A 23,547-nucleotide genomic window follows, 5' to 3' on the forward strand; every position below is an offset into this window, starting at 1 on the left:
CGCGAAACGGCGGCGTGAGCAACGATCGGGGTATGCGAGTACTGATCGCCGGATCCAGCGGGCTCCTCGGCTCGGCGCTCGTCGCCACACTGCGCGACTCGGGGCACGACGTGCGCCGGCTGGTACGGCGTCCGGCCAGGGCCGCGGACGAGCACTCGTGGGACCCGCCCGCGGGCCGGATCGACGACCGCGCGTTCGAGGACGTCACCACCGTCGTCAACCTGTGCGGCTCGCCGATGGGGCTGCGGTGGAGCGCGGCCCGTAAGCAGATGATCCGCGACAGCCGGATCGAGCCCACCGAGGTGCTGGCCGAGGCCGTCGCGGAGTACCGCATCCCGACCCTCGTCAACGCCTCCGGCGTCGGCTACTACGGCGACACCGGCGACACCGTGGTGACCGAGACCGCGCCGCGGGGTCAGGGTTTCCTGGCCGAGCTGTGCGAGGCGTGGGAGGCGGCGACCGCGCCTGCGGCGGAGGCGGGCTCGCGCGTGGTGAACCTGCGCACCGGTCTGGTGCTGTCCACGGAGGGCCTGCTCGGGCCGCTCAAGCCGCTGTTCTGGCTCGGCCTGGGCGGCAAGCTGGGTGACGGCAAGCAGTACATGCCGTGGATCAGCCTGCGCGACCACGTGTCCGCGATGCGGTTCCTCATCGAGCACGAGACGCTGTCCGGTCCGGTGAACGTGTGCAACCCGGAGCCGTCGACCAACGCCGAGTTCACCCGCGCGATGGGGCACGCGCTTCGGCGGCCTGCCCCGTGGTGGGCGCCCGGGTTCGCGTTGCGGGCGGCGCTCGGCGAGGTGGCCGACGAGATGGCGCTGATCTCGCAGCGGGCGGTGCCTGCGATGCTGGAGAAGGCCGGGTTCACGTTCGTGCACACCGACCTCGAGGGCGCATTGGCGGTCGCCCTTTGACCAGGTGGCTCCCGCTCGGCGGCGCGTTCCTCGTCCTGTTCCTCGGGCTGGGCGTGGCCGTGGCGCGGCCGCCGTACGCCGTCGACCTGGCCGTGGCGGGCCTGGTGCAGGGCTGGTGGCGCGGCACGCCGGGACAGGTGGCGCAGGTGGTCAGCGACGTGTTCGGACCGGTCGTGCCCGCGATCTTCGCGATCGCGCTCGCGGTCGGAATCGTGGTGTGCTGGCGGCGCGGCATGCGGTACCAGGCGGGCGTGGCGCTACGGGTGCTGGCCGTGCTCGCCGCCACCCGGCTGGTGAGCGTGGTCTTCAAGCCGCTGTTCGTGCGCGACCGGCCCCGCGAGTACCCGGAGTTCAGCTACCCCAGCGGCCACGTGGTGTCGATCTCCAGCACCGGGCTCGCGGCGGCGCTGTTGTGCCTGTGGCTCGCGCCGAAGCTGACGAAGTGGGTCGTGGTGTTCTTCTCGGTCGCGACGGTGCTGTGCGCGGCGAGCCGGGTGATACTCGGGGTGCACTGGGTCAGCGACACCGTCGGCGCCGTGCTTGGCGTGCTCGGCGTGGGTTTTCTCACGGGGTGGGCGGTGCGGTTGTTACCGCCACAGCCCGTGCCGTCGGCGCCGCGGTCGGCGTAACCTGCCAGTCGTGAGTCCCAAGTCCTGCCGCGCCGCCAGCACCCCCGTCACCGTCAAGAACATCGGCACCATCGACTACCTGCAAGCCTGGGAGCTGCAGCGGGAGCTGGTGAACGCGCGGGCGGACTGCTCGGAGGCCCCGGACACGCTCCTGCTGCTGGAGCACCCGTCGGTCTACACCGCGGGCAAGCGCACCGAGGACGCCGACCGGCCGACCGACGGCACCCCGGTGATCGACGTCGACCGCGGCGGGAAGATCACCTGGCACGGGCCCGGACAGCTGGTCGGCTACCCGATCGTCAAGCTGGGCGACCCGATCGACGTCGTGCACTACGTGCGGCGCCTGGAGGAGGCGCTGATCCGGGTGTGCGACCAGTTCGGCGTCTACACCGGGCGGGTCGAGGGCCGCAGCGGCGTGTGGGTGCCCGCCGACGAGCGCGGTCCGGAGCGCAAGATCGCGGCGATCGGCATCCGCGTGCAGCGCGGCGTGACGATGCACGGCTTCGAGCTGAACTGCAACGCGGACCTGACGGCGTTCGACAAGATCGTGCCGTGCGGGATCCGGGACGCCGGCGTGACGTCGCTGTCGTTCGAGCTGGAGCGGGACGTCCCGGTCGCCGAGGCGCTCCCCCTTGCCCGCGACGCCGTGCTGGCCGCGCTGGACGGCGAGCTGGCGGTGTCGGACGACCGGTGGCTGCGCCGCGAGGATTCGGCGCCCTCGGCGCCGGGCGTGACGTTCGCCCTCCGGCCCTGAGCCGAGCCCAGGACCGGAGGACGCGCGGTCACAGCTGCGGGGCGACCTTCGAGGCGATCAGCTCGAGGTGGTCCAGGTCGGACAGGTCCAGCACCTGCAGGTAGAGGCGGGTGACGCCGGTGGCCTCGCGGTAGCGGCCGATCTTGTCGACCACCTCGTCCACGGTGCCCGCCAGGCCGTTCTGCTTCACCTCGTCGGTCTCGCGGCCGATCGCGGCGGCGCGGCGGGCGAACTCGGCGTCGTCCTTGCCGACCGCCACCACCTGGGCCGCGGAGCGAATGACCGCCTTCGGGTCGCGGCCGATCTCGCGGCACGCGGCGTCCACGCGCTCGAACTGGGTGGCGGCGGTGGCGGCGTCGACGAACGCGGCGTTGAACTCGTCGGCGAAGCGGGCCGCCAGCGCCGGGGTGCGCTTCTTGCCGCCGCCGCCGATGATCACCGGCGGGCGCGGCGACTGGGCCGGCTTGGGCAGCGCGGGCGCGTCGGCGAGCTGGTAGTGCTTGCCGTCGAAGGAGAACGTCTCGCCCTCGGGGGTCTCCCACAGGCCGGTGATGATCTCCAGCTGCTCGCCGTAGAGGTCGAAGCGCTCCTTGATCTCCGGCATCGGGATGCCGTAGGCCTGGTGCTCGGCGTCGTACCAGCCGGAACCGAGGCCGAAGTCGACGCGGCCGCCGGACATCTGGTCGACCTGCGCCACGGAGATCGCCAGCACCGACGGGTGCCGGAACGTCGCGGCGGTGACCAGCGTGCCCAGGCGGATGCGGGAGGTCTCGCGGGCCAGCGCGCCGAGGGTCACCCAGGCGTCGGTCGGGCCGGGCAGCCCGGAGGCGGAGCCCATCTTCAGGAAGTGGTCGGAACGGAAGAAGGCGTCGAAGCCGTTGTGCTCGGTCGCCTTGGCGACACGCAGGAGATCGTCGTAGCTCGCGCCCTGCTGCGGTTCGGTGAAGATCCTCAAGTCCACGGTCTCCACCCTATCGATTCAGGTGCGGCGGACGCGGTGCAGCAGCTGCACGATCACCGCTTCGATCTGGGCGCCGACCTTCTTCGGGTCGGGTGAGCTGGCGATCTCGGTCGCCGCGCTGTGCAGGGCCCCGAACAGCAGCCGCGCGGTGATCTCGACCGGGACCTCGTCGACCTCGCCCGCCTCGATCAGGTCCTCCAGGCTCGACCGGATCAGCCCGAAGCTCGCCCTGTCCTCAGCCTCCCGCCAGCGCTCCCAGCCCATCACCACCGGCGCCTCGTGGATCGCGATCCGCTGGTAGGCCGGGTCGAGGCAGCTGGAGATGAACTCCCGCAGCCCCGCCAGCGCCCGCTCCCACGGCGTGCCGCTGCCGCCCACGATCTCTTCCAGGCGCCCGAAAACCCGGCTCTCCACCTTCTCGAACGCCGCTTCGAAGAGCGCCTGCTTTCCACTGAAATGGTGATACAGGGCACCTTTCGTGACCCGGGCGCGCTTGGCGACCTCGTCGAGCGAAGTGCTGGCGTAGCCCCGTTTGGTGAACAGCTCCACAGCGCTGTTCACCAGGGCCGACCGCGTGGACTCCGAATAGTCGAGACGCCTGGACCGCATTGTCACCACGCTCACAAGCTTACGCCGGCTTCCGTTTCCATACCCGTGGTATGTTCGCAGTGTCGGCACCATACCGACGGTATGCTCCGAACCCAGAGTATGGCCGGGGTCGCAACTTGGGGAGGACCCGTGAGCTGGAACGACTTCTACCGACGGCGCGACATCCTGGACGCCGTCCTGACCGCGGCGGCCCGCGACCCGCGGAGCCCGCTGCCCTTCGACGAGATCCCCGGTGCCGCAGAGGCCTTCGGCACGCGCGAAAACCTCATGCTCGCGCTGCACTACCGGTGGACCCAGCTGCTCAGCGGCCACCTGCGCGCCGAGGTCGAGGGCGACAATGACCACGTGGACGCGGTCAAGCGCGCCTGGACCGCCGCGGTCCGGCGCAACCGCGCGCTCTACGAGGTCGTCGCCGCCCACCGCGACGAATACCCGGCGCTCAAGGCCGCACACCGCGCCGAGCAGGCGATGCTCGCCATCGCGGCCGGGCTGGCCGAGCCGGACGAGCCGGTGGACGAGGTGGCCAAGGTCGGCGCCGCCTTCGAGGCCCTGCTGAGCGAAGGCCCCGGACTGCGTCCGGCGCGCCCGTTCGGCCGCCTGCTGCGAATGCTGGCCCCGAGTGCGTGATCTTCCCTAGGCCCCGCCCGTCTCCCACCGTCACCCTCAACGGTGACGCTCCGCGTCGCTCTACTATCGCGAACATGAAAACCTGGACCGAGGCCGACATCCCCGACCAGACGGGCCGCACGGTGCTCGTCACCGGCGCGAACTCCGGCCTCGGTCTGCGAACCTCCCTCGTGCTCGCCGCCAAGGGCGCGCGCGTGCTGATCGCCTGCCGCGACCCGGAGCGCGGCGAGCAGGCGCTGCGCACCGTCTCGGCAGGCGCGGCGGTCGCTCCCGAACTGATCTCCCTCGACCTCGCCGACCTTTCGTCGGTGCGCGCGGCGGCGGCCCGCGCCGAAGAGATCACCGGCGGGAAACTCGACGTCCTGATCAACAACGCCGGCCTGATGGCCGCCCCCAAGGACCGCACCAAGGACGGCTTCGAGCTGCAGTTCGGCACCAACCACCTGGGCCACGCGGCGCTGACCTGGCTGCTCATGCCCGCACTGCGGCGCGGCACGAACGCCCGCGTGGTGACGCTGTCCAGCCTCGCCGCCACCGGCGGCCGCGTCGACTTCGACGACCCCGGCTTCGAGCACCGGCGCTACAACCCGGCCGCGGCGTACAGCCAGTCCAAGATCGCCAACCAGATCTTCGCGCTGGAACTGGACCGCCGCCTGCGCGCCGCCGGTGACGACGTGATCAGCGTGGCCGCCCACCCCGGCTACACGGCCACCAACCTGAACTCCAACATGGCCAACGCGCAGGGCCACCCCGTCGTGCGCAAGCTCGTCGGCGGCGTGACCTTCCTGGGCGATCTGCTCATCGCGCAGGGTGTCCGCACCGGCGCGCTGCCGTCCCTGATCGCGGCCACCGCGCCGGACGTCAACGGCGGCGACTACATCGGCCCGCGTCTGTTCCGCGGCATCCGCGGCAACCCCACGGTGGTGCCGCCGCTGCGGGCCGCGCTGGACCGCGAGAACGGCCGCAAGCTGTGGGACCTGACGGCCAAGCTGACCGGCGTGACCCCCGACCCAGCGTAGGTCATCCGCCCCGCCCGGGGGCGTACGCTGGGGCGCGTGACTGTTGTGCCTGAAGGTCGGAAGCTGCTGCGGCTCGAGGTCCGCAACAGTGAGACGCCGATCGAGAAGAAGCCGTCCTGGATCAAGACCCGTGCGAAGATGGGGCCGGAGTTCACCGAGCTCAAGGGCCTGGTCCGCCGGGAGGGCCTGCACACGGTCTGTGAGGAGGCGGGTTGTCCCAACATCTACGAGTGCTGGGAGGACCGCGAGGCGACCTTCCTCATCGGTGGTGACCAGTGCACCCGCCGCTGCGACTTCTGCCAGATCGACACCGGCAAGCCGGCCGCGCTGGACCGGGAGGAGCCGCGCCGGGTGGCGGAGAGCGTGCAGGCGATGGGCCTGCGCTACTCGACGGTCACCGGCGTCGCCCGCGACGACCTGGACGACGGCGGGGCGTGGCTGTATGCCGAGACCGTCCGCCAGATCCACGCGCTGAACCCGGGCACCGGGGTGGAGCTGCTGATCCCGGACTTCAACGCCGACCCCGGGCAGCTGGCCGAGGTGTTCGGCTCCGCGCCGGAGGTGCTGGCGCACAACGTGGAGACCGTGCCGCGGATCTTCAAGCGGATCCGCCCCGGCTTCCGCTACGCGCGGTCGCTGGAGGTCCTCACCCGTGCCCGTGAGGCCGGGCTGGTCACCAAGTCGAATCTGATCCTCGGCATGGGGGAAACCCCCGAGGAGGTCGAGCCCGCGATGCGCGACCTGGTCGAGGCCGGCTGCGAGATCCTCACGATCACCCAGTACCTGCGCCCGTCGGTGCGCCACCACCCGGTGGACCGGTGGGTCAAGCCGGAGGAGTTCGTCGAGCACGCCAAGGTCGCCGAGCGCCTCGGGTTCGCCGGGGTGATGGCCGGGCCGCTGGTCCGCTCCTCCTACCGCGCCGGCCGCCTCTACGCCCAGACCAAGCGCCACCGCGGCGAGGAACTGCCCGCCAACCTGGCGCACCTGGCCGAAGCCGGACCCGCCGCCCAGGAAGCCAGCAGCCTCCTCACCCGCTGAAAGTCGGGGGAATTCCCTGACGAAAGTGCGCCGCGAGCCCGATACCGTGCACGGTAGTTTGAAGGGGTCAGCAGGGGCAAAAAGGACAGGGGATCACACGTGGCGCTGGTAACCGACATCCTGGAATGGCTGCAGGCACTGCCGCAGCCTGCGTTGGTCGGCGCGACCGGCGCACTCGTGTTCGCCGAGTGCACCATCGGGCTCGGCTTCATCGCCCCCGGCGAGTCGGGACTGCTGGTCGCCGCGACCACCGCCAACACCGCGCCGCGGTTCCTGATCCTGTGGGCGGTGGTGGCGGTGTGCGCCACCCTCGGCGACTCGCTCGGGTACGCGATCGGGCGGAAGTTCGGGCCGCGGCTGCGCGAGACCAAACTGATCCAGAAGTACGGCACGGACGCCTGGGACAAGGCGACGGACGTGCTGCACCGCCGAGGCGCGTGGGCGGTGTTCTTCGCCCGGTTCCTGCCGGTGATCCGGACGCTGACACCGGCTGCGGCCGGGACATCGGGACTGGAGTTCCGGAAGTTCCTGCCCGCGGCGGCCGCGGGCGCGATCAGCTGGTCGTTGCTGCACATCAGCCTGGGCGCCGCGATGGGCGAGGCGGCCAAGCGCATCGAGGGCGTGCTGAACACCGGCGGCCTGATCGTGGTCGGCGTGCTGGTCGCCGTCGGGCTCTTCTTCCTGCTGCGGTGGAAGAAGAAGAAGGCGATGGGCAAGCTCGACGAGCGCACCACGGAGCCCAGCAAGGCCGAGTGACTCCCCGCGCGGGAACATCCACGAGCGCAGAATTCACCACAGCGAGTTCTGCGCTCGTGTGTGTTCAGCGGGCGGCGGCGATCAGCTCTTTCGCCGCCTCGACATCCAGGGTCTCGTGCACGCCGAAGTCCACGGCCGTCGCCGGGGCCTGCTCTGCCGGGCGCCGGGGCGCGGCGTGCACGTGCCGCACGCCGGTGGTCTCCAGCACCTGGCGCACGTTGTGCGGGCGGATCCCGCCGCACGCCATCACCGTCACCCGGTCGCCTGCCAGCTCCGTCATCCGCGCCAGCAGCGGCGCCCCCTCGACGGCCGTCGCCGCCTGGCCGGAGCTGAGCACGCGCCGCACACCGAGCTCCGCCAGCACCTCCAACGCCGCCAGCGGATCCGCGCACACGTCGATCGCCCGGTGGAACGTCACCTCGCGGCCCGCGGCGGCGGCCACCAGCTCCGCCACCACGACCCGGTCGACCTCGCCGGCCGCGGTCAGCGCCCCGACCACGACGCCCGCCGCTCCGGCCGCGACCGCGTGCCGGACGTCGGCGAGCATCGCGTCCACCTCGGCCGGCGCGTAGCGGAACCCGCCGTCCCGCGGCCGGATCAGCACGTGCACCCCGGCGCGGGTGCAGCGCGCCAGGGTGGCCGCGAGCAGCCCCGGCCCGGGGGTCAGCCCGCCCAGCGCGCCCGCGGCGCACAGCTCGACGCGGTCCGCGCCGAGCCCGTCCGCCGCGATCGCACCGTCCACAGTGTCCGTGCTCAGCTCGACGAAAGCCACCGCCGAGTAGTACCACGGCTCAGCTCGTCGTGTATCGCCGCGCGACGTCCTCCGCGGTGGACGCGCCCGCCCGCCAGTCCGCGATCCACGGCCCGGTTCCCTCGCTCGGGTCCAGGACGCCCTCCTCCAGCCAGGTGAAGGCGCCGTCCATGACCCGGTCGGTGAGGCGGCGGTCCACGTCATCGGTGTTGCGCCACAGGCCCTCGAACAACGTCTCGATCCGCACCCGCGCCTGGCGGCAGAACACGTCGGCCAGCTCGTAGGCGGCCTCGCCCTCCCGGACGTCGTCCTCGCGCTGCATCTCCGCCCGCACGCACGCCGCGGACATCGCGAACAGCTCGGCGCCGATGTCGACGATCCGGCCGAGGAACCCCTGCCGCTTCTCCAGCCCGGCCTGCCAGCGCGCCATGCCGTAGAACGTCGAGCGCGCCAGCTTGCGGGCGGTGCGCTCGACGTAGCGCAGGTGCGGCGCGAGCTGCCCGAACTCGGCGAACGACGTCGGCACCTGGCCGCGGCCGGTGACCAGCTGCGGCAGCCACTTCGCGTAGAAGCCGCTGGCCTTGGCCGCGGCCTTCGCCTTCGCGGGCAGGTCGGCCTCCAGGTCGGCGAGCGCCCCGGCGGCCGCGAGGTGCGCGTCCACCGCCTCGCGTGCGATGAGCAGGTGCATGATCTCGGTCGAGCCCTCGAAGATGCGGTTGATCCGCAGGTCGCGCAGCAGTTGTTCGACGCCGACCGCCCGTTCCCCGCGCGCGGCGAGCGACTGGGCGGTCTCGTAGCCGCGGCCGCCGCGGATCTGCATCAGCTCGTCGGCGATCCTGCAGGACATTTCGCTGGCGTACAGCTTGGCCAGCGCCGCCTCGATGCGGATGTCGTTGCGCCCCTCGTCGCTCATGTGGCCGGACAGCTCCTGCACGCTCTCCAGCGCGTACGTGGTCGCGGCGATGAACGAGATCTTGTTCGCCACGGCCGCGTGCCCGGCGATCGGTTTGCCCCACTGCACACGTGCCGCGGACCACTCGCGGGCGATCTTGAGGCACCACTTGCCGGCGCCGGCGCACATCGACGGGATCGACAGCCGCCCGGTGTTCAGCGTCGCCAGCGCGATCTTCAGTCCCTTGCCCTCGCCGCCGACGACCGCGTCCGCGGGCACCCGCACCTGGTGGAAGCGGGTCACACCGTTCTCGATGCCACGCAGGCCCATGAACGCGTTGCGCCGCTCCACGGTGATGCCGGGCGAATCCATCTCGACGATGAACGCGGTGATCCCGCCGCGGCGCCCCTCGCTGCGCGGCACCCGCGCCATCACGACGACCAGTTCGGCGACGACACCGTTGGTGGTCCACAACTTGACGCCGTTCAGGAGGTACCCGCCGCCCTCGGTGGGGGTCGCGGTGGTCGCCAGGCGCGCCGGGTCGGAGCCGACGTCGGGCTCGGTGAGCAGGAAGGCGGTGACCGCGCCCTTCGCGCAGCGCGGCAGGAACTTCGCCTTCTGCTCGGGCGTGCCTGCCAGCTTCAGCGGTTCCGGCACGCCGATCGACTGGTGCGCCGACAGCAGCACGCCCAGCGTCGGGTGCACCGAGCCGAGCAACGCCAGCGCGCGGTTATAGGCGACCTGGGACAGCCCGAGGCCGCCGTACTCCTCCGGGATCTTGATCCCGAAGCAGCCCAGCTCGGCCAGGCCCTTGACGTACTCGTCCGGGATGCGCGCCTCCCGCTCGATGACGGCGCCGTCGAGGGTTTCGGCGTACTCCCGCAGGCGGGTGAGGAACTGTTCGGCCTTCTTCGCGACCGCGGGTTCGGCACGCGGGTGGGGGTGGACGAGGTCGAGCCGGAACCGCCCGAGGTAGAGCTCCTTGGCGAACGACGGCTTGCGCCAGCCGCTCTCCCTGGCCTCCTCGGCGACCGCGCGGGCTTCCTTCTCCGTCACCTTCGGCTGATCAACCACCGAACACCTCCTCGGTGCGCCGTCAAGACATTGTGACCAGTGTTACTCACCGGTAGCGCGAACGGAAGCCCCTCGACCGGGGTGGTGAATGCCACCACGCCTCCGATGGCGGCGCGCGGGGGCGCGGGGCACCATGCGAGTGGAGGTGGTCCGATGCCCGAGGTCGCCCTGCCCCGCCCGGTCGGGTTCGTGCTCGGCGGGGGCGGCAGCCTGGGTGCGATGCAGGTCGGGATGCTGCGTGCCCTCACCGAGGCCGGGATCCGGCCCGACCTGGTCGTCGGCACGTCGGTGGGGTCACTCAACGGCGCGGTGCTCGCGCTGGACCCGGACGACGCCGGCGAACGGCTGCGCAAGACGTGGACCCACATGACCCGCCACGAGGCGTTCCCGGGCGGGGTCCTCAGCCAGGTCCGCACCCTGCGGCACAGCAAGACCCACCTCTTCCCGAACATCGGGCTGGCCACGATCGTCGACGACCACCTCGGGCCGGGCACCACGTTCGAGGACCTCGCGCTGCCGCTGGGCGTCGTCGCGACCGACGTGGACACCGCGGAGGCGCGCCTGTTCACCTCCGGCGACCTGCGGCCGCCACTGCTGGCGAGCGCGGCGATCCCGGGCATCTACCCGCCGGTCGAGCACGACGGGCGCCTGCTCTATGACGGCGGCCTGGTGGCGAACGTGCCGATGCGGCAGGCGCTGGTGCTCGGCGCGCGGTCGCTCGTCGTGCTGGACTGCGCCTTCCCCGGCCAGATCCCGTCGCCGCCGCAGACGTTCGCCGAGGTGCTGATGTACACAGCGATGGTGAGCATGCGGAACCAGGCCGTGCTGGAGGCGCCGATCGCGGCGGCGGAGGTGCCGGTGGTCTACCTGCCGGGGCCGCGTCCGGTGCGGCTGAGCCCGCTGGACTTCAGCCGCACCGAGGAGCTGACCGACCTGGCGTTCGAGGCCGCGCGGATCTACCTGGACGGCCTGGTGATCGACGGGCCCGGTCTCTACGGCGGCCCCGGGGTCAAGATCGGGTGACGCGGACCACTCCGGGACAACAAACCGGGTGAGGGCACGTCTATCCGGGCGCGGTAGTTTTGCTTTCTCACCCACTATTTCCCAAAAAGAGACCACATGACAGTCAAGAAGACTTTACTTTTCGCCCGCAGCGCGCCGATCACGGCTGGACTGCTCGCGGTGGCGCTCTTTTTGTCGGCCTGCAGTTCCGGCAATTCGGGCAATACGAACAACGGCGGCACGGCTGCGCCCGGCACGCCGAGCCAGGCGGCCGCGGTCTCCGTTTCCATCGAACCCGCGAACGGGAAGAACATCAGCCCGGTCACGCCAATCGTGGTGAAGGCGGCGAACGGCACGCTCACGGACGTGACCGTCCAGAACACCGCGAAGCACACCACCGTGAAGGGCGAGTTCTCGGCGGACAAGACCACCTGGACCTCGTCGGAACCGCTCGGGTACGGCAGCACCTACACGATCGACGCGCACGGCGCGGACCGCAGCGGCAAGACCGTCGAGCAGCAGGGCCAGGTGACCACGGTGTCGCCGTCGAAGCAGGCGAACCCGAACATGATCCCCGCGCCGGCTTCGGTGGCCCAGACGGGTGTCGGCGTCGGGCAGCCGGTCGTCTTCCAGTTCAGCTACCCGGTGAAGAACAAGGCGGACGTGGAAAAGCAGCTGTCGGTGGTGTCGAATCCGCCGCAGGAGGGCAGCTGGTACTGGATCGACGACAAGAACGTGCATTACCGGCCGAAGGAGTACTGGCAGCCGGGTACGACGCTGACCGTTTCGGCGAAGATCTACGGTGTCGATTTCGGCAACGGCGTCTACGGCGCGGAGGACCGCACGGAGACCTACCACGTGCACGATTCCTGGATCGCGAAAGCCGACGGCAACACCGAGCAGATGCAGATCTTCCACAACGGCCAGGTGGTGAAGACCATGCCGATTTCGATGGGCAAGGACGCCACCCCGACGCACCTCGGCGCGCACGTCATTTCGTTCAAGGCCGAGAGCTACACGATGGACTCCTGCACCTACGGCGTCTGCCAGGGCGATCCGAAGTGGTACCGGTCCGAGGAGAAATGGACCGAGCGCATCTCCAACGACGGCGAGTTCGTCCACGAGAACCCGAACAGCGTGGGCGCGCAGGGGAACTCGAACGTGTCGCACGGCTGCATCAACCTCAACGCCGAGAACGCCGAGTGGTTCTTCCACAACCTGGGGCTGGGTGACGTGGTCGAGGTGTCCAACTCCGGCGGGCAGCAGCTGCCGGTGTGGGACCTCTACGGCGACTGGGCGCTGTCGTGGGAGCAGTGGCAGCAGGGCAGCGCACTGAAGTGACGTGTGGTGATCGCGGTTCCGGGGCGGCACGATGGGGGCATGACTGCCCCGGAACTCGATCACGCGCGACGGCTCGTGGACGGCGCTTCGCGGATCGTCGCGCTCACCGGCGCCGGTGTCTCCACCGATTCGGGCATCCCGGACTTCCGGGGCCCGCAGGGGGTGTGGACGAAGAACCCGGACGCCGAGAAGCTGTCGCACATCGACGACTACGTCGCCAGCCGCGAGGTGCGTGAGCAGTCGTGGCAGGCCAGGCTCGACCACCCCGGGTGGTGGGCCAGGCCGAACGCGGCGCACCTGGCCCTGGTCGACCTGGAACGGCAGGGCAGGCTGTCGGCGATCCTCACGCAGAACATCGACGGGCTGCACCAGAAGGCCGGGAACTCGCCGGACCGGGTGGTCGAACTGCACGGCACGATGGCCGACACGATCTGCCTGGCGTGCGACGACCGCCGCGACATGCACGAGACGCTGGACCGCGTGCGGGCCGGGGAGTCCGACCCGGAGTGCGAGATCTGCGGCGGCATACTGAAGTCCGCGACGGTGTCCTTCGGTCAGATGCTCGACCCGGAGGTGGTGGACCGCGCCCGCAAGGCCGCCGAGACGTGCGACCTGATGCTGGCGCTGGGGACCTCGCTGACCGTGCACCCGGCCGCGGGCCTGGTGGACATCGCGGCGGCCGCCGGGGCGCCGGTGATCATCGTGAACGCCTCCGAAACGCCGTACGACGACGTGGCGACCGTCGTGTTGCGTGAGCCGCTGGGCGAGGTCCTGCCGAAGCTGGTCAGTCGCTGACCGGTTCGCCGTGACTGGCGATCACCGTGGTGGCCACCAGCGCCGCGACGACCAGCGCGGTCAGGTACACCGGCACCGGCGTGAACGACACGCCCAGCGCCAGCACCGCGGCGAGCGGGAAGCCGATCGCGATCGGGCGGCACTCGTTGCGCGGTCCGACGTGCAGCAGCCACACGCTGACCAGGAACACCGCCACGGGCACGGTCGGGGCGAACGCGGCGACCAGCTCGGGCGCGTGCCCGGTGTGGGTTTCGTGGTCCAGCGCGACCTCGATGCCGACGCCGACCGCGGCCGCCGATGTGAAGATCAGGTAGTGGCCGTAGCCCCACGCGTAGCCGTACTTGAACTGGGCGAGCCGCTGGTGGCCGGGCTGGTCGAAGTACAGCCACCACATTCCGAACACCAGGACCAGCCCGGCCAGCGCGAGGAACACCAGGTTCAGCACGTCGTGACCGGTGTCGATGGCCTCGCGGACCGCGTTCGTCGCGCCGAAGATCGTTTCGCCGAGCACGATCAGCGTGAACAGGCCGTACCGTTCGGCGATGTGGTGGTGGTGCCACTTGGTCGGCGTGCGGCGCTCGGCCCAGACCGGCACGAGCAGCTCGGCCGCGGCGAGCACCAGGAAACTGGGCAGGAACCACGATTCGGGCACCGCGAGCCGCGCGATCCAGCCTGCCTGCACGATCGTGATGCCCAGCGCGTACCGCAGCGCCGTCGGCCGGCATTCGGGCGCGCTGCGGGCGGCCCGCAGCCACTGCGCGACCATCGCCAGCCGCATCAGCACGTACCCGATCACGATGACGGTGAAGTCGTCGGAGAACGCCTTCCCCACGCCGGCGGCGACGACCAGCGCGCCGGCGATCTGCACGAACGTCAGCAGCCGGTAGGGGCCGTCGTCGGTGTCGAACGCCGAGGCGAACCAGGTGAAGTTGACCCAGCCCCACCAGATCGCGAAGAACACGAGCAGGAAGCTCAGCACACCGTGGCCGACGTGGTTCTCCGACAACGCGTGGTGCAGTTCCGCCGCGGCCTGGCCGACCGCGACGACGAAACACAGGTCGAACAACAATTCCAGCGGCGTCGCCGCGCGGTGCTCCTCGTCGCGGTTCCGCGCGGTCATCGGCCGGTACCAGACGCGGTACCGGCGGTTGGCGGGCGCCACGGACATGCCTCACCCCTCCCGGTCGGCTGCTGTCCGCCTCATCCCAGCACACACGACAGGTGGGCCCGGCTCCCCCTCGTCCGGGCCCACCCACGTGGGTGCCTTCCTGCCGCCGTACGATCCCCCGCGGACGCCGACGGTACCGGGCCGGGCGTGACCCTGAGTGTCCGATCTCGAGAGCCCGGAGCGCGGTCCCCATCCCCGGAACCCGCTCCACATTGCCACTGTCCGTAGCTGATCCCCGCACCGTGAAGGCAAGTCAAGGTTTACCTGGTCGCTCTCTGTAGATCTAGCACCTTCGGGGAAGTCTCACTCATATGGAGCAGCAGGTGTGGCGCTGAGTAGTTGATCATTAGAGGCGCGTGCTCGCCGGGCGCGAAGTTCGGCGATCCCGAGCCCCAGCGCGAAGAGGACAATACCGGCGGCACACACCAGCGAGACCGCGAGCGCGGCCGGGAAGTCGTTGCCGGACACGGGCAGGACCGCCCGGAACACCGACGCGAGCACCGCGGTGCCGATCGCCGTGCCGATCCGCTGCCCCGTCTGCAACGCACCCCCGGCGACCCCGGCCATCCGGGTCGGCACGCACTCCAGCGTCAGCGTCGTGTTGGGCGAAATCACCATGCCACCGCCGGTCCCGGCCACCAGCAGGGGCAACGCGACCACCAGACCCAGGTCCTGCCCGGGCGCGAGCCACGCCAGCAGCGCGACGACACCCAGCCCCAACGCCACCAGCGACAGGCCGGTGACCGTGAGGCGGCGCCCCCACCGCGCGACGAGCCGTCCCGCCACCGCCGCGGAAACCGCCGCCCCCACCGCGAACGGCGTCACCGCCAGCCCGGACTCCAGCGGCGTGTAACCGAGGCCCTGCTGGAAGAACATCGCGAACACCAGCCAGATCCCGGCGAACCCGCAGAAGTACACCGCGCCGATCAGCGCACCCGGGGTGTAGCCAGGAGTTTCGGTGAACAACCGAACGTCCATCAACGGCGTGCGCTCGTGCCGCACCACGCGCCGCTCCCAGCGGACGAACGCGAACCCGAACACTGCCGCGACCGGGAACAACCACCACAACCGCCGCACACCGTCCGCTTCGGACTCCACCAGCGGCAGCAGCACCCCCAGCACGGCGAGCCCGAGCAGCAGCACACCGGGGAAGTCGATCTCGGACCGCAGCCGCGCGGGACGGCCCTCGGCACGCGGCAACAACCGCAGCGCCAGGACGAACGCGAAAGCCCCGATCGGCACGTTCACGTAGAACACCCAGCGCCAGCCCTGCTCCTCACCGAACACGGCGAGGATGAGACCGCCCAGCACCGGCCCGACCGCCGTGGAGATACCGACCACCGACCCGAACGCGCCGAACGCCTTGCCCCGCTCCGCGCCGCGGAACAGGTCCTGGATCAGCCCCGTGTTCTGCGGCGTGAGCAACCCGGCCGCGCACCCCTGCAGCAACCGCGCGACCACCAGCACCTCGCCCGTCGGCGCGGCACCCGCGAACGCGCTCATCGCCACGAAACCCGCCAGTGCGATGAGGAACATCCGGCGCCTGCCCAGGGCGTCGCCGAGACGGCCGCCCGAGACGAGGACCAGGCCGAAGGTGAGCGCGTAGCCCGAGACCACCCACTGCGCGGTGCCGGCGTCGCCACCGATCCCCTTCTGGATGGACGGCAGGGCCACGTTCACGATGTTGACGTCCAGCAGGCCCATGAACCCCGCCGTGAGGGTGACGGCCAGGGCTTTCCAGCGGCGTGGGTCCGGTTGGTCGGTGAGGGTCACTCATCCATGGTGGCCTTTGGGTCCGGGTCGCGCGCGCTACGCGGGTTTCTCAATCGCCGGCTTCGCGTCGCTACGCCCCGATTGAGCCCTCCCGAACCCGATCTTTCAGTGTTCGGTTGCCGGAGAGGGGGGCTCGGGGAGTGGTCGGCGTTCGTTGCCTGGTGTCCGTTGGTTCTCCTTGTTTAGGTGCCGGCGGTGATGCCGGGGATGCCTTTCAGTTCACCCATCAGCATGGAGCTCACCTTGACCGGGTAGTCGTACAAGGCGAACGTCGTCTCGCGTTGTTTGCCCACCAGCTTCAAGCGGACGGGGGTGTCGCCGCGGTGGGCGAGCAGCGTGGACTTCAACTCGCCGACCACGCTCTTGTCCAGACGTTCCGCGGTGCAGCGCAGCACGAGCGGGGGCTCGTCGTCGCCGTTGCCGATTTCCGACAGGTCCAACGGCACCAGGCCGCCACCGAAGACGGACATCTTGTCTTCGCGCCAGTTGACGCGGCCCTTGACCAGGACGGCATTGTCCTCGATGAGGTCGGCCTGGAACAGGGCGTAGGACTTGGGGAAGAACAGGACTTCCAGTGAGGCGTCCATGTCCTCGACCGTGCAGATCGCCCAGGGTTCGCCCTTTTTGTTGACCCGTCGCTCGAGCGAGGTGATCAGGCCGGAGATGACCAGCTCGCCTTCCTTGGGTGGGTTGTCCAGGATGGCGGCGATGGGGCGTGGGGCGTGTTTGCGCAGGATCCGTTCGGCGCCGTCCAGCGGGTGCGCCGACACGTACAGGCCCAGCATCTCCCGCTCGTAGGCCAGCAGCTGCTTGCGCGGCCACTCCTCGTCGCCGAACTTCAGGTGCGCCAGCGGCGACGACGAAGGCGCGGGCTCGGCCGCGTCGCCGTCCCCGCCGAACGCCCCGAACAGGTCGAACTGCCCCATCGCCTCCTGGCGCTTGAGCGGCACCACCGCGTCGACCGCGTCCTCGTGCACCTGGATCATCGACAGGCGCGTGTTGCCGAGACTGTCGAACGCGCCGGCTTTGATCAGCGATTCGATGACCCGCTTGTTGCACGCCACCAGTTCGGACTTGTCGAGGAAGTCGGTGAAGGAGGAGTACTTGCCCTTCTCCTGGCGGGTCTTGATGATCGACTCCACGACGTTGGCGCCGACGTTGCGGACGGCGCCCATGCCGAAGCGGATGTCGTCGCCGACCGCGGCGAAGCGCTGGCCGGATTCGTTGACGTCCGGGGGCAGCACCTTGATGCCGAGGCGACGGCACTCGGAGAGGTAGACGGCGGACTTGTCCTTGTTGTCGCCCACCGAGGTGAGCAGCGCGGCCATGTACTCCGCGGTGTAGTTCGCCTTCAGGTACGCCGTCCAGTACGACACCAGGCCGTAGGCGGCCGCGTGGCTCTTGTTGAACGCGTACCCGGCGAACGGGAGGATCGTGTCCCACAGCGCCTGGATGGCCTCGTCGGAGAAGCCGTTCTCCTTCATCCCGGCGTGGAAGCCCTCGAACTCCTTGTCGAGGACCTCCTTCTTCTTCTTGCCCATCGCGCGGCGCAGCACATCCGCTCGGCCCATCGAGTAGCCGGCGACCTTCTGCGCGATGTGCATGATCTGCTCCTGATAGACGATCAGGCCGTACGTGTCGGCCAGGATCTCCTTCAGGGGCTCTTCCAGCTCGGGGTGGATCGGCTTGACCTGCTGCCGGTTGTTCTTCCGGTCGGCGTAGTCGTTGTGGGCGTTCATGCCCATCGGGCCGGGCCGGTACAGCGCGCCGACCGCGACGATGTCGTCGAACACCGTCGGCTGCATGCGGCGCAGCAGGTCCCGCATCGGGCCGCCGTCCAGCTGGAACACACCAAGCGTGTCACCGCGGGACAGCAGCTTGTAGGTCTCCGGGTCGTCGACGCCCAGTGTGTCCAGGTCGATGTCGATGCCGCGGTTGGCCTTGATGTTGTCGATGGCGTCACCGATGACGGTGAGGTTGCGCAGGCCCAGGAAGTCCATCTTCAACAGGCCGATGGCCTCACAGGAGGGGTAGTCCCATCCGGTGATGATCGACCCGTCGTCCCGCTGCCAGAGCGGGATGGCGTCCATCAACGGTTCGCTGGACATGATGACCGCGCAGGCGTGCACGCCGGCGTTGCGGATCAGGCCTTCCAGGCCCCGCGCGGTCTCGAAGATCGTCTTGACCTCGTCGTCGGTCTCGATCAGCGTGCGGACCTCGGCGGCCTCGCCGTAGCGCTCGTGCTGCGGGTCCACGATGCCGGACAGCGGGATGTCCTTCGCCATGATCGGCGGCGGCAGCGCCTTGGAGATCTTGTCCGCGATCGCATAACCCGGCTGGCCGAAGTGCACGCGCGCCGAGTCCTTGATCGCCGCCTTGGTCTTGATGGTGCCGAAGGTGATGACCTGGGCCACCTTGTCCGCGCCGTACTTCTCGGTGGCGTAGCGGATCATCTCGCCACGGCGGCGGTCGTCGAAGTCGATGTCGATATCGGGCATCGACACGCGCTCGGGGTTGAGGAACCGCTCGAACAGCAGCTTCTGCGGAATCGGGTCCAGGTTCGTGATGCCCAGGACGTAGGCGACCAGCGACCCCGCGGCCGAACCACGGCCGGGACCGACGCGGATGCCGACCTTGCGGGCGTAGTTGATGAGGTCGGCGACGACGAGGAAGTAGGCCGGGAAGCCCTTCCCGATGATGACCTCGAGCTCCATGTCGAGCCGCTCGCGGTAGCCCTCGGGCGCGCCCTCCGGGAACCGCCACGCCAGGCCGCGGTCGACCTCGGCGCGCAGCCAGGAGGCTTCGTCGTGTCCCTCGGGCACCTCGAAGACGGGCATCCGGTCTTTGTGGGTGTAGACGTCTTCGTAGGACTGGACGCGTTCGGCGATGAGCAGGGTGGAGTCGGCGGCGCCGGGGACCTCGGTGTCCCAGTACTCGCGCATCTCCGCGGCCGATTTCAGGTAGTAGCCGTCGCCGTCGAACTTGAACCGGTTCGGGTCGTTGAGGGTCTTGCCCGACTGCACGCACAGCAGCGCCGAGTGCGAGTCGGCCTGGTCCTTGGTGACGTAGTGCGAGTCGTTGGTGGCCAGCGGTTTGAGGTCGAGCAGCTTGCCGATCTCCAGCAGCCCCTCGCGCACCGACCGCTCGATGGGCAGGCCGTGGTCCATCAGCTCCAGGAAGAAGTTGTCCGCCCCGAAGATGTCCTTGTAATCGGAGGCGGCCTGGATGGCCTCCTGCTTCTGGCCCAGCCGCAACCGGGTCTGCACCTCACCGGAGGGGCAGCCGGTGGTGGCGATGATGCCGGCGGCGTTCTCCGCGATCAGCTCCCGGTCCATCCGCGGCTTGCGGTAATAGCCCTGGATCGAGGCCAGCGACGACAGCTTGAACAGGTTGCGCAACCCCGTCGCGTTCTCCGCCAGCATCGTCATGTGCGTGTACGCACCACCACCGGAGACGTCGCCGCCCTCACCGAACTCGTCCGAGCCCCGCTGCGAGGCCTGCCCCCAGAAGATCGGCTTCTTGGTGAACCGCGACTCCGGCGCGATGTAGGCCTCGATGCCGATGATCGGCTTCAGCCCGGCCTTGCGCGACTGCTGGTAGAACTCGTCCGCCCCGTACATGTTGCCGTGGTCGGTCATCCCGACCGCGGGCATGCCGAGACGACTCGCCTCGGCGAACAGCGGGGCGATCTTCGCCGCACCGTCGAGCATCGAGTACTCGGTGTGCACGTGCAGGTGGACGAAGGAATCGTTCGACACCAGCAGGAACCTCCCCTTGTTTCACGCTGACTCCCGGCCTGGAGGGATCAGCCTAGCTCGCGGCACCGACGAAAAACGCGCCGACGTGCCGAGCGAACTTTATTTGACCTCCAGTTCCAGTATGAGCTACGGTTCCGGCATGGCGAGATCGAAGACCTTCGACGTGGACGCCGCCGTGGACAAGGCGATGGAGGTCTTCTGGGCGAACGGGTTCGGCGGCACCACGCCCCAGCAACTGGTCGACGCGCTGGGCATCGGGCGGGGCAGCCTGTACAACGCGTTCGACAACAAGCACGCCCTCTACGAGCGGGCGCTGCGGCGCTACTACGAGCGCGAGACGGTCCGGCTGATCGAGGTGCTGGACGGCCCAGGCCCGGCCCGCGAGCGACTGCGCGCGGCGGTGGAACTCGTCGTCGACGCGGCCCGCGAAGACCGGCGTGGCTGCATGATGGCCAACGCCGCGGTCGAGTTCGGCGCGGCCGACGAGGTGGTCAACCACCTGGTGCGACGCACCTTCGAGCGACAGGAGGCCGCCTTCCGCAGCACCGTCGAGGAGGGGCAGCGGGCAGGCGAAATCGACCCCGCCGCCGACGCGCGGGCGCTCGCGTCGTTCCTGCTCACCACCATCAACGGCATCCGCGTGCTGGCCAAGGCCGACCCGGACCCGCGCCGCCTCGCGGACCTGGCAGGCACGGCTCTGCGCGCGCTCTGAACCCGCTGGCCTGCGGCGTTTTGCGCTGCTTTCATTTTGTAACTCTCGTTCAAAAAAGAGAGAGCACGTGGACCTGCAGTTGGATGGCAAGACGGCGGTCGTGACCGGCGCGAGCATGGGGATCGGCCTGGCGATCGTCCGTGCGCTGGCCGCCGAGGGCGTGACGGTGTTCGTGGCGGCACGCACCGTGAGCGAAGGCGTGCCGGTGCGGGCGGACCTGACGACCCGCGAGGGGATGGCGCTGCTCGCGGAGCGGGCCGGGGACGTGGACATCCTGGTCAACAACCTGGGCGGAGTGACCGCGGACAGCATGCGGGCAGGCGGTTTCCTGGACATCGACGACGACGCGTGGCTGCGGACGTAAGAGCTGAACCTGTCTTCGACCGTGCGGGTGACCAGGGCGCTACTGCCGGGCCTGCTCCGGCGCCGTGGCATCGTGATCAACATCTCGTCGATCGGGGCGCGCGCTGCCTTCCAGCCGGTCGACTACGGCACCGCCAAGGCCGCGCTGACGAACCTCACGAAGGCGCTAGCCGAGGAATTCGGGCTGCGGGGCCTGCGCGCGCTGACCGTCAGCCCCGGCCCGACGCGGACCGCCAACTGGGCCGACCCGGAGGGGTACGCCGGCGAGCTCGCGGCCGCCGCGGGAGTGCCGCTGAAGGAGTTCCTGGCCGGCGTGCCCGCGTCGATGGGCATCACCACCGGCAGGCTGACCGAGCCCGAGGAGACGGCCGCGCTGGTGGCGTTCCTCGCCTCGCCCCGCTCCGGCAACCTGACGGGCGCCGACTACCTGGCCGACGGCGGGGTGATCAAGACCGTGTAGTGACGAGCATCCGGTTGACAGCGGGAAGGGGCGCGGCGAGCCTCGGAGCGTGGTGATCCCCCTCGTTCAGGTAGTCCGCGACGGGCTCGTGGAAAGCGTCCACTTCGGATCGCGGGTCGTCCTCGGCCCAGGTGGCGAGGTGCTGGAGGCCGGGGGTGACGTCGACCAGCCGGGCTACCCCCGGTCCACGGCGAAGCTCATGCAGGCCGCCGGCATGGTGCGGCTCGGGCTCGACCTCCCGCCCGACCTGCTCGCGCTGGCGTCCGCGAGCCACTCCGCGGAGGAGTTCCACCTCGACGGGGCGCGCAAGATCCTCGGCGAGCTCACCGAGGACGACCTGCAGTGCCCCGCCCACCTCCCCCACGACCCGGTCCTGCACGACCTGTGGATCGCCGAGGGACGCGCGCCGCGGCGGCTCGCGCACAACTGCTCCGGCAAGCACGCCGCGATGCTGGCCACCGCGAAGCTGAACAGCTGGTCCACCCACGACTACCTCGACCCCGCGCACCCGCTGCAAGTGAAGCTCGCCGAGACGGTGGCCGAACTCGCGGGCGAACCGATCGCGCACACCGCGGTCGACGGGTGCGGCGCACCGCTGTTCGCGATCTCCCTGCGCGGCCTCGCGACCGCCGTCCAGCGGGTCGCCACCGCTCCGCCCGGCACCCCGGAACACCGCGTGGCCGAGGCGATCCGCACGCACCCGGAGATGCTGGCCGGGCCGAACCGGGACGTCACCCAGCTCATGACCGCGGTGCCCGGGCTGATCGCCAAGGACGGTGCCGAGGCCGTGCAGATCGCGGTCCTGCCGGACGGCGTCACGGTCGCCGTCAAGATCGCCGACGGCTCCGCGCGCGCCCGCATGCCGGCGACCCTGGCGGCGCTGCGCCGCTTCGCGCCCCGGTACGACTGGGACGACGTGGTAAACCGCTGTCCCAGCCTGCACGCGCCCAATATGGTCGGTCTGTGACGACGACACTGCGTGAAGAAGACGTCGACCGCTTCCGCCGCGACACCCCGGGCACGGAAGAGGTCGTGCACCTCAACAACGCCGGCTCGGCCCTGCCGCCGCGGCAGGTCACCGACACGGTGCTCGACTACCTGCGCGAGGAGTCGGTGCGCGGCGGTTACGAGACCGCGGCCGCGCACGCCGACCGCATCCAGGCCGTGCCCGACGCGATCGCGCGGTTCCTCGGCGCGGAAGCCGCCGACATCTCGGTGACCGACAGCGCGACCCGCTCGTGGCAGGCCGTCTTCTACGCGTTCCGCTTCGAGCCGGGCGACCGCATCCTGACCTGCCGGTCGGAGTACGCCAGCAACGCGATCGCCTACCTGCAGATCGCGCGCCGCACCGGCGCGGTGGTCGAGGTCATCGAGGACGACGAGAGCGGCCAGCTCGACGTCGCCGACCTGGAGCGCCGCCTGGACGACGACGTCAAGCTCATCGCGATCACCCACGTGCCGACCCAGGGCGGCCTGGTCAACCCGGCCGAGGAGGTCGGCGCGATCGCCGAGTCGGCCGGGATCCCGTTCCTGCTCGACGCGTGCCAGTCGGCCGGGCAGCTGGACCTCGACGTGCGCCGCCTGCGCTGCGACGCGTTGTCCGGCACCGGCCGCAAGTACCTCCGCGGCCCGCGCGGCACCGGCTTCCTCTACACGCACCCGCGGCTGCGCGATCGGCTCGAGCCCGCGATGCTCGACCTGCACTCGGCCACGTGGACCGCGCCCGCGGAGTTCGAGATCGCGCCGGACGGCCGCCGCTTCGAGACCTGGGAACGCAACCACGGTCTCGTGCTCGGCCTCGGCGCCGCCGTCGAGTACGCCCAGCAGATCGGCCTGGCCGCCATCGAGGAGCGGGTGACCGCGCTGGCCGCGCGGCTTCGGGCGGACCTGTCGCAGATCGCCGGTGTCTCGGTGCACGACCAGGGCAAGCGCAAGTGCGGCATCGTCACCTTCAGCGTGGCCGGGACCGACGCGGCGGAGGTCCAGACGGCGCTGGCCGCGGCGAAGATCAACACCTCGGTGGCGCGCCCCACCTCCTACCAGTACGACCAGGAGGTGCGGCGCCTGCCGGACATGGTGCGGGCCTCCGTGCACTACTACAACACCGAGGACGAGCTGCGCGCACTGGCCGAGGCCGTGGAGCGGCTCGCGTAG

21 protein-coding genes and 1 pseudogene are annotated in these 23,547 nt (G+C 70.3%); 14 read left to right on the forward strand and 8 right to left on the reverse strand.

Features of this window, described 5'->3' with window-relative positions; translation table 11 throughout:
* Positions 1-32: 32 nt before the first annotated feature.
* Genes AMETH_RS25800 through lipB form a run of 3 tightly spaced genes read left to right on the forward strand, consistent with a single transcriptional unit; the run spans position 33 to position 2,294 of the window.
* A complete protein-coding gene (locus AMETH_RS25800; RefSeq protein ID WP_017984078.1) occupies positions 33-911 on the forward strand; it encodes a TIGR01777 family oxidoreductase in 879 nt (292 codons plus the stop codon).
* Positions 908-1,540 (forward strand): phosphatase PAP2 family protein, encoded by a 633-nt coding sequence (locus tag AMETH_RS25805; protein ID WP_017984079.1) that lies wholly within the window; start codon positions 908-910, stop codon positions 1,538-1,540. Before AMETH_RS25800 ends, AMETH_RS25805 begins: the two co-directional genes overlap by 4 nt.
* 10 nt (positions 1,541-1,550) lie before the next feature.
* Positions 1,551-2,294 (forward strand): lipoyl(octanoyl) transferase LipB, encoded by a 744-nt coding sequence (lipB, locus tag AMETH_RS25810; protein WP_017984080.1) that lies wholly within the window; start codon positions 1,551-1,553, stop codon positions 2,292-2,294.
* A 28-nt stretch (positions 2,295-2,322) separates the two neighbouring features.
* Here the strand turns inward: lipB and AMETH_RS25815 are convergent, their stop codons facing one another.
* Positions 2,323-3,255: an LLM class F420-dependent oxidoreductase gene (locus tag AMETH_RS25815; RefSeq protein WP_026153368.1), complete on the reverse strand. Its 933-nt coding sequence runs from the start codon at positions 3,253-3,255 to the stop codon at positions 2,323-2,325.
* 18 nt (positions 3,256-3,273) lie between these two features.
* Positions 3,274-3,864 (reverse strand): TetR/AcrR family transcriptional regulator, encoded by a 591-nt coding sequence (locus tag AMETH_RS25820; RefSeq protein ID WP_017984082.1) that lies wholly within the window; start codon positions 3,862-3,864, stop codon positions 3,274-3,276.
* 129 nt (positions 3,865-3,993) lie between these two features.
* Between AMETH_RS25820 and AMETH_RS25825 the strand changes: the two genes are divergently transcribed.
* The 4 genes from AMETH_RS25825 to AMETH_RS25840 all read left to right on the forward strand — a co-directional run bounded on the left by AMETH_RS25825 (position 3,994) and on the right by AMETH_RS25840 (position 7,304).
* Complete coding sequence (locus tag AMETH_RS25825) at positions 3,994-4,491, forward strand: hypothetical protein (RefSeq protein ID WP_017984083.1); 498 nt, start codon at positions 3,994-3,996, stop codon at positions 4,489-4,491.
* A gap of 74 nt (positions 4,492-4,565) precedes the next feature.
* Positions 4,566-5,510, forward strand: coding sequence for an oxidoreductase (locus AMETH_RS25830; protein WP_017984084.1), 945 nt, complete (start codon positions 4,566-4,568; stop codon positions 5,508-5,510).
* A gap of 36 nt (positions 5,511-5,546) precedes the next feature.
* Complete coding sequence (gene lipA, locus AMETH_RS25835; RefSeq protein WP_026153369.1) at positions 5,547-6,548, forward strand: lipoyl synthase; 1,002 nt, start codon at positions 5,547-5,549, stop codon at positions 6,546-6,548.
* A gap of 99 nt (positions 6,549-6,647) precedes the next feature.
* Positions 6,648-7,304, forward strand: a complete 657-nt coding sequence (locus tag AMETH_RS25840) for a DedA family protein (protein WP_017984086.1) — start codon at positions 6,648-6,650, stop codon at positions 7,302-7,304.
* A 64-nt stretch (positions 7,305-7,368) separates the two neighbouring features.
* Here the strand turns inward: AMETH_RS25840 and AMETH_RS25845 are convergent, their stop codons facing one another.
* Both AMETH_RS25845 and AMETH_RS25850 read right to left on the reverse strand, forming a co-directional pair.
* Positions 7,369-8,076: a copper homeostasis protein CutC gene (locus AMETH_RS25845; RefSeq protein WP_017984087.1), complete on the reverse strand. Its 708-nt coding sequence runs from the start codon at positions 8,074-8,076 to the stop codon at positions 7,369-7,371.
* A gap of 19 nt (positions 8,077-8,095) precedes the next feature.
* Positions 8,096-10,021: an acyl-CoA dehydrogenase family protein gene (locus AMETH_RS25850; protein ID WP_017984088.1), complete on the reverse strand. Its 1,926-nt coding sequence runs from the start codon at positions 10,019-10,021 to the stop codon at positions 8,096-8,098.
* A 153-nt stretch (positions 10,022-10,174) separates the two neighbouring features.
* Here AMETH_RS25850 and AMETH_RS25855 point away from each other — a divergent pair, with 153 nt between their 5' ends.
* Positions 10,175-11,044 (forward strand): patatin-like phospholipase family protein, encoded by an 870-nt coding sequence (locus tag AMETH_RS25855; protein ID WP_017984089.1) that lies wholly within the window; start codon positions 10,175-10,177, stop codon positions 11,042-11,044.
* 74 nt (positions 11,045-11,118) lie between these two features.
* Here AMETH_RS25855 and AMETH_RS42770 read toward each other — a convergent pair whose 3' ends face one another.
* Positions 11,119-11,385, reverse strand: coding sequence for a hypothetical protein (locus AMETH_RS42770; protein ID WP_223843296.1), 267 nt, complete (start codon positions 11,383-11,385; stop codon positions 11,119-11,121).
* A gap of 4 nt (positions 11,386-11,389) precedes the next feature.
* Between AMETH_RS42770 and AMETH_RS25860 the strand changes: the two genes are divergently transcribed.
* Together AMETH_RS25860 and AMETH_RS25865 are read left to right on the forward strand one after the other, a co-directional pair.
* Positions 11,390-12,364, forward strand: a complete 975-nt coding sequence (locus tag AMETH_RS25860; protein ID WP_267283448.1) for a L,D-transpeptidase — start codon at positions 11,390-11,392, stop codon at positions 12,362-12,364.
* A gap of 39 nt (positions 12,365-12,403) precedes the next feature.
* A complete protein-coding gene (locus tag AMETH_RS25865) occupies positions 12,404-13,159 on the forward strand; it encodes an SIR2 family NAD-dependent protein deacylase (RefSeq protein ID WP_017984092.1) in 756 nt (251 codons plus the stop codon).
* Here the strand turns inward: AMETH_RS25865 and AMETH_RS25870 are convergent.
* From AMETH_RS25870 to dnaE, 3 genes are all read right to left on the reverse strand, one after another.
* A complete protein-coding gene (locus tag AMETH_RS25870) occupies positions 13,149-14,327 on the reverse strand; it encodes a low temperature requirement protein A (RefSeq protein ID WP_017984093.1) in 1,179 nt (392 codons plus the stop codon). The genes AMETH_RS25865 and AMETH_RS25870 overlap by 11 nt on opposite strands.
* A gap of 303 nt (positions 14,328-14,630) precedes the next feature.
* Positions 14,631-16,031 carry an MFS transporter gene (locus AMETH_RS25875; RefSeq protein ID WP_223843256.1) on the reverse strand — a complete coding sequence of 467 codons (1,401 nt, stop codon included), beginning with the start codon at positions 16,029-16,031 and terminating at the stop codon, positions 14,631-14,633.
* A 251-nt stretch (positions 16,032-16,282) separates the two neighbouring features.
* Positions 16,283-19,858 (reverse strand): DNA polymerase III subunit alpha, encoded by a 3,576-nt coding sequence (dnaE, locus tag AMETH_RS25880; protein ID WP_017984095.1) that lies wholly within the window; start codon positions 19,856-19,858, stop codon positions 16,283-16,285.
* A gap of 139 nt (positions 19,859-19,997) precedes the next feature.
* Here dnaE and AMETH_RS25885 point away from each other — a divergent pair, with 139 nt between their 5' ends.
* The 4 genes and pseudogenes from AMETH_RS25885 (at position 19,998) to AMETH_RS25900 (ending at position 23,547) form a co-directional block, all read left to right on the forward strand.
* Positions 19,998-20,570 carry a TetR/AcrR family transcriptional regulator gene (locus AMETH_RS25885; protein ID WP_038533463.1) on the forward strand — a complete coding sequence of 191 codons (573 nt, stop codon included), beginning with the start codon at positions 19,998-20,000 and terminating at the stop codon, positions 20,568-20,570.
* A gap of 100 nt (positions 20,571-20,670) precedes the next feature.
* Positions 20,671-21,393: pseudogene (locus AMETH_RS25890) on the forward strand (SDR family oxidoreductase).
* 55 nt (positions 21,394-21,448) lie between these two features.
* Positions 21,449-22,360 carry an asparaginase gene (locus AMETH_RS25895; RefSeq protein WP_026153371.1) on the forward strand — a complete coding sequence of 304 codons (912 nt, stop codon included), beginning with the start codon at positions 21,449-21,451 and terminating at the stop codon, positions 22,358-22,360.
* Entirely contained in the window at positions 22,357-23,547 is a 1,191-nt protein-coding gene (locus AMETH_RS25900) for an aminotransferase class V-fold PLP-dependent enzyme (RefSeq protein WP_017984100.1), read from the forward strand. The genes AMETH_RS25895 and AMETH_RS25900 overlap by 4 nt, the downstream gene beginning before the upstream one ends.

The organism is Amycolatopsis methanolica 239, assembly GCF_000739085.1.
GTDB lineage: Bacteria > Actinomycetota > Actinomycetes > Mycobacteriales > Pseudonocardiaceae > Amycolatopsis_E > Amycolatopsis_E methanolica.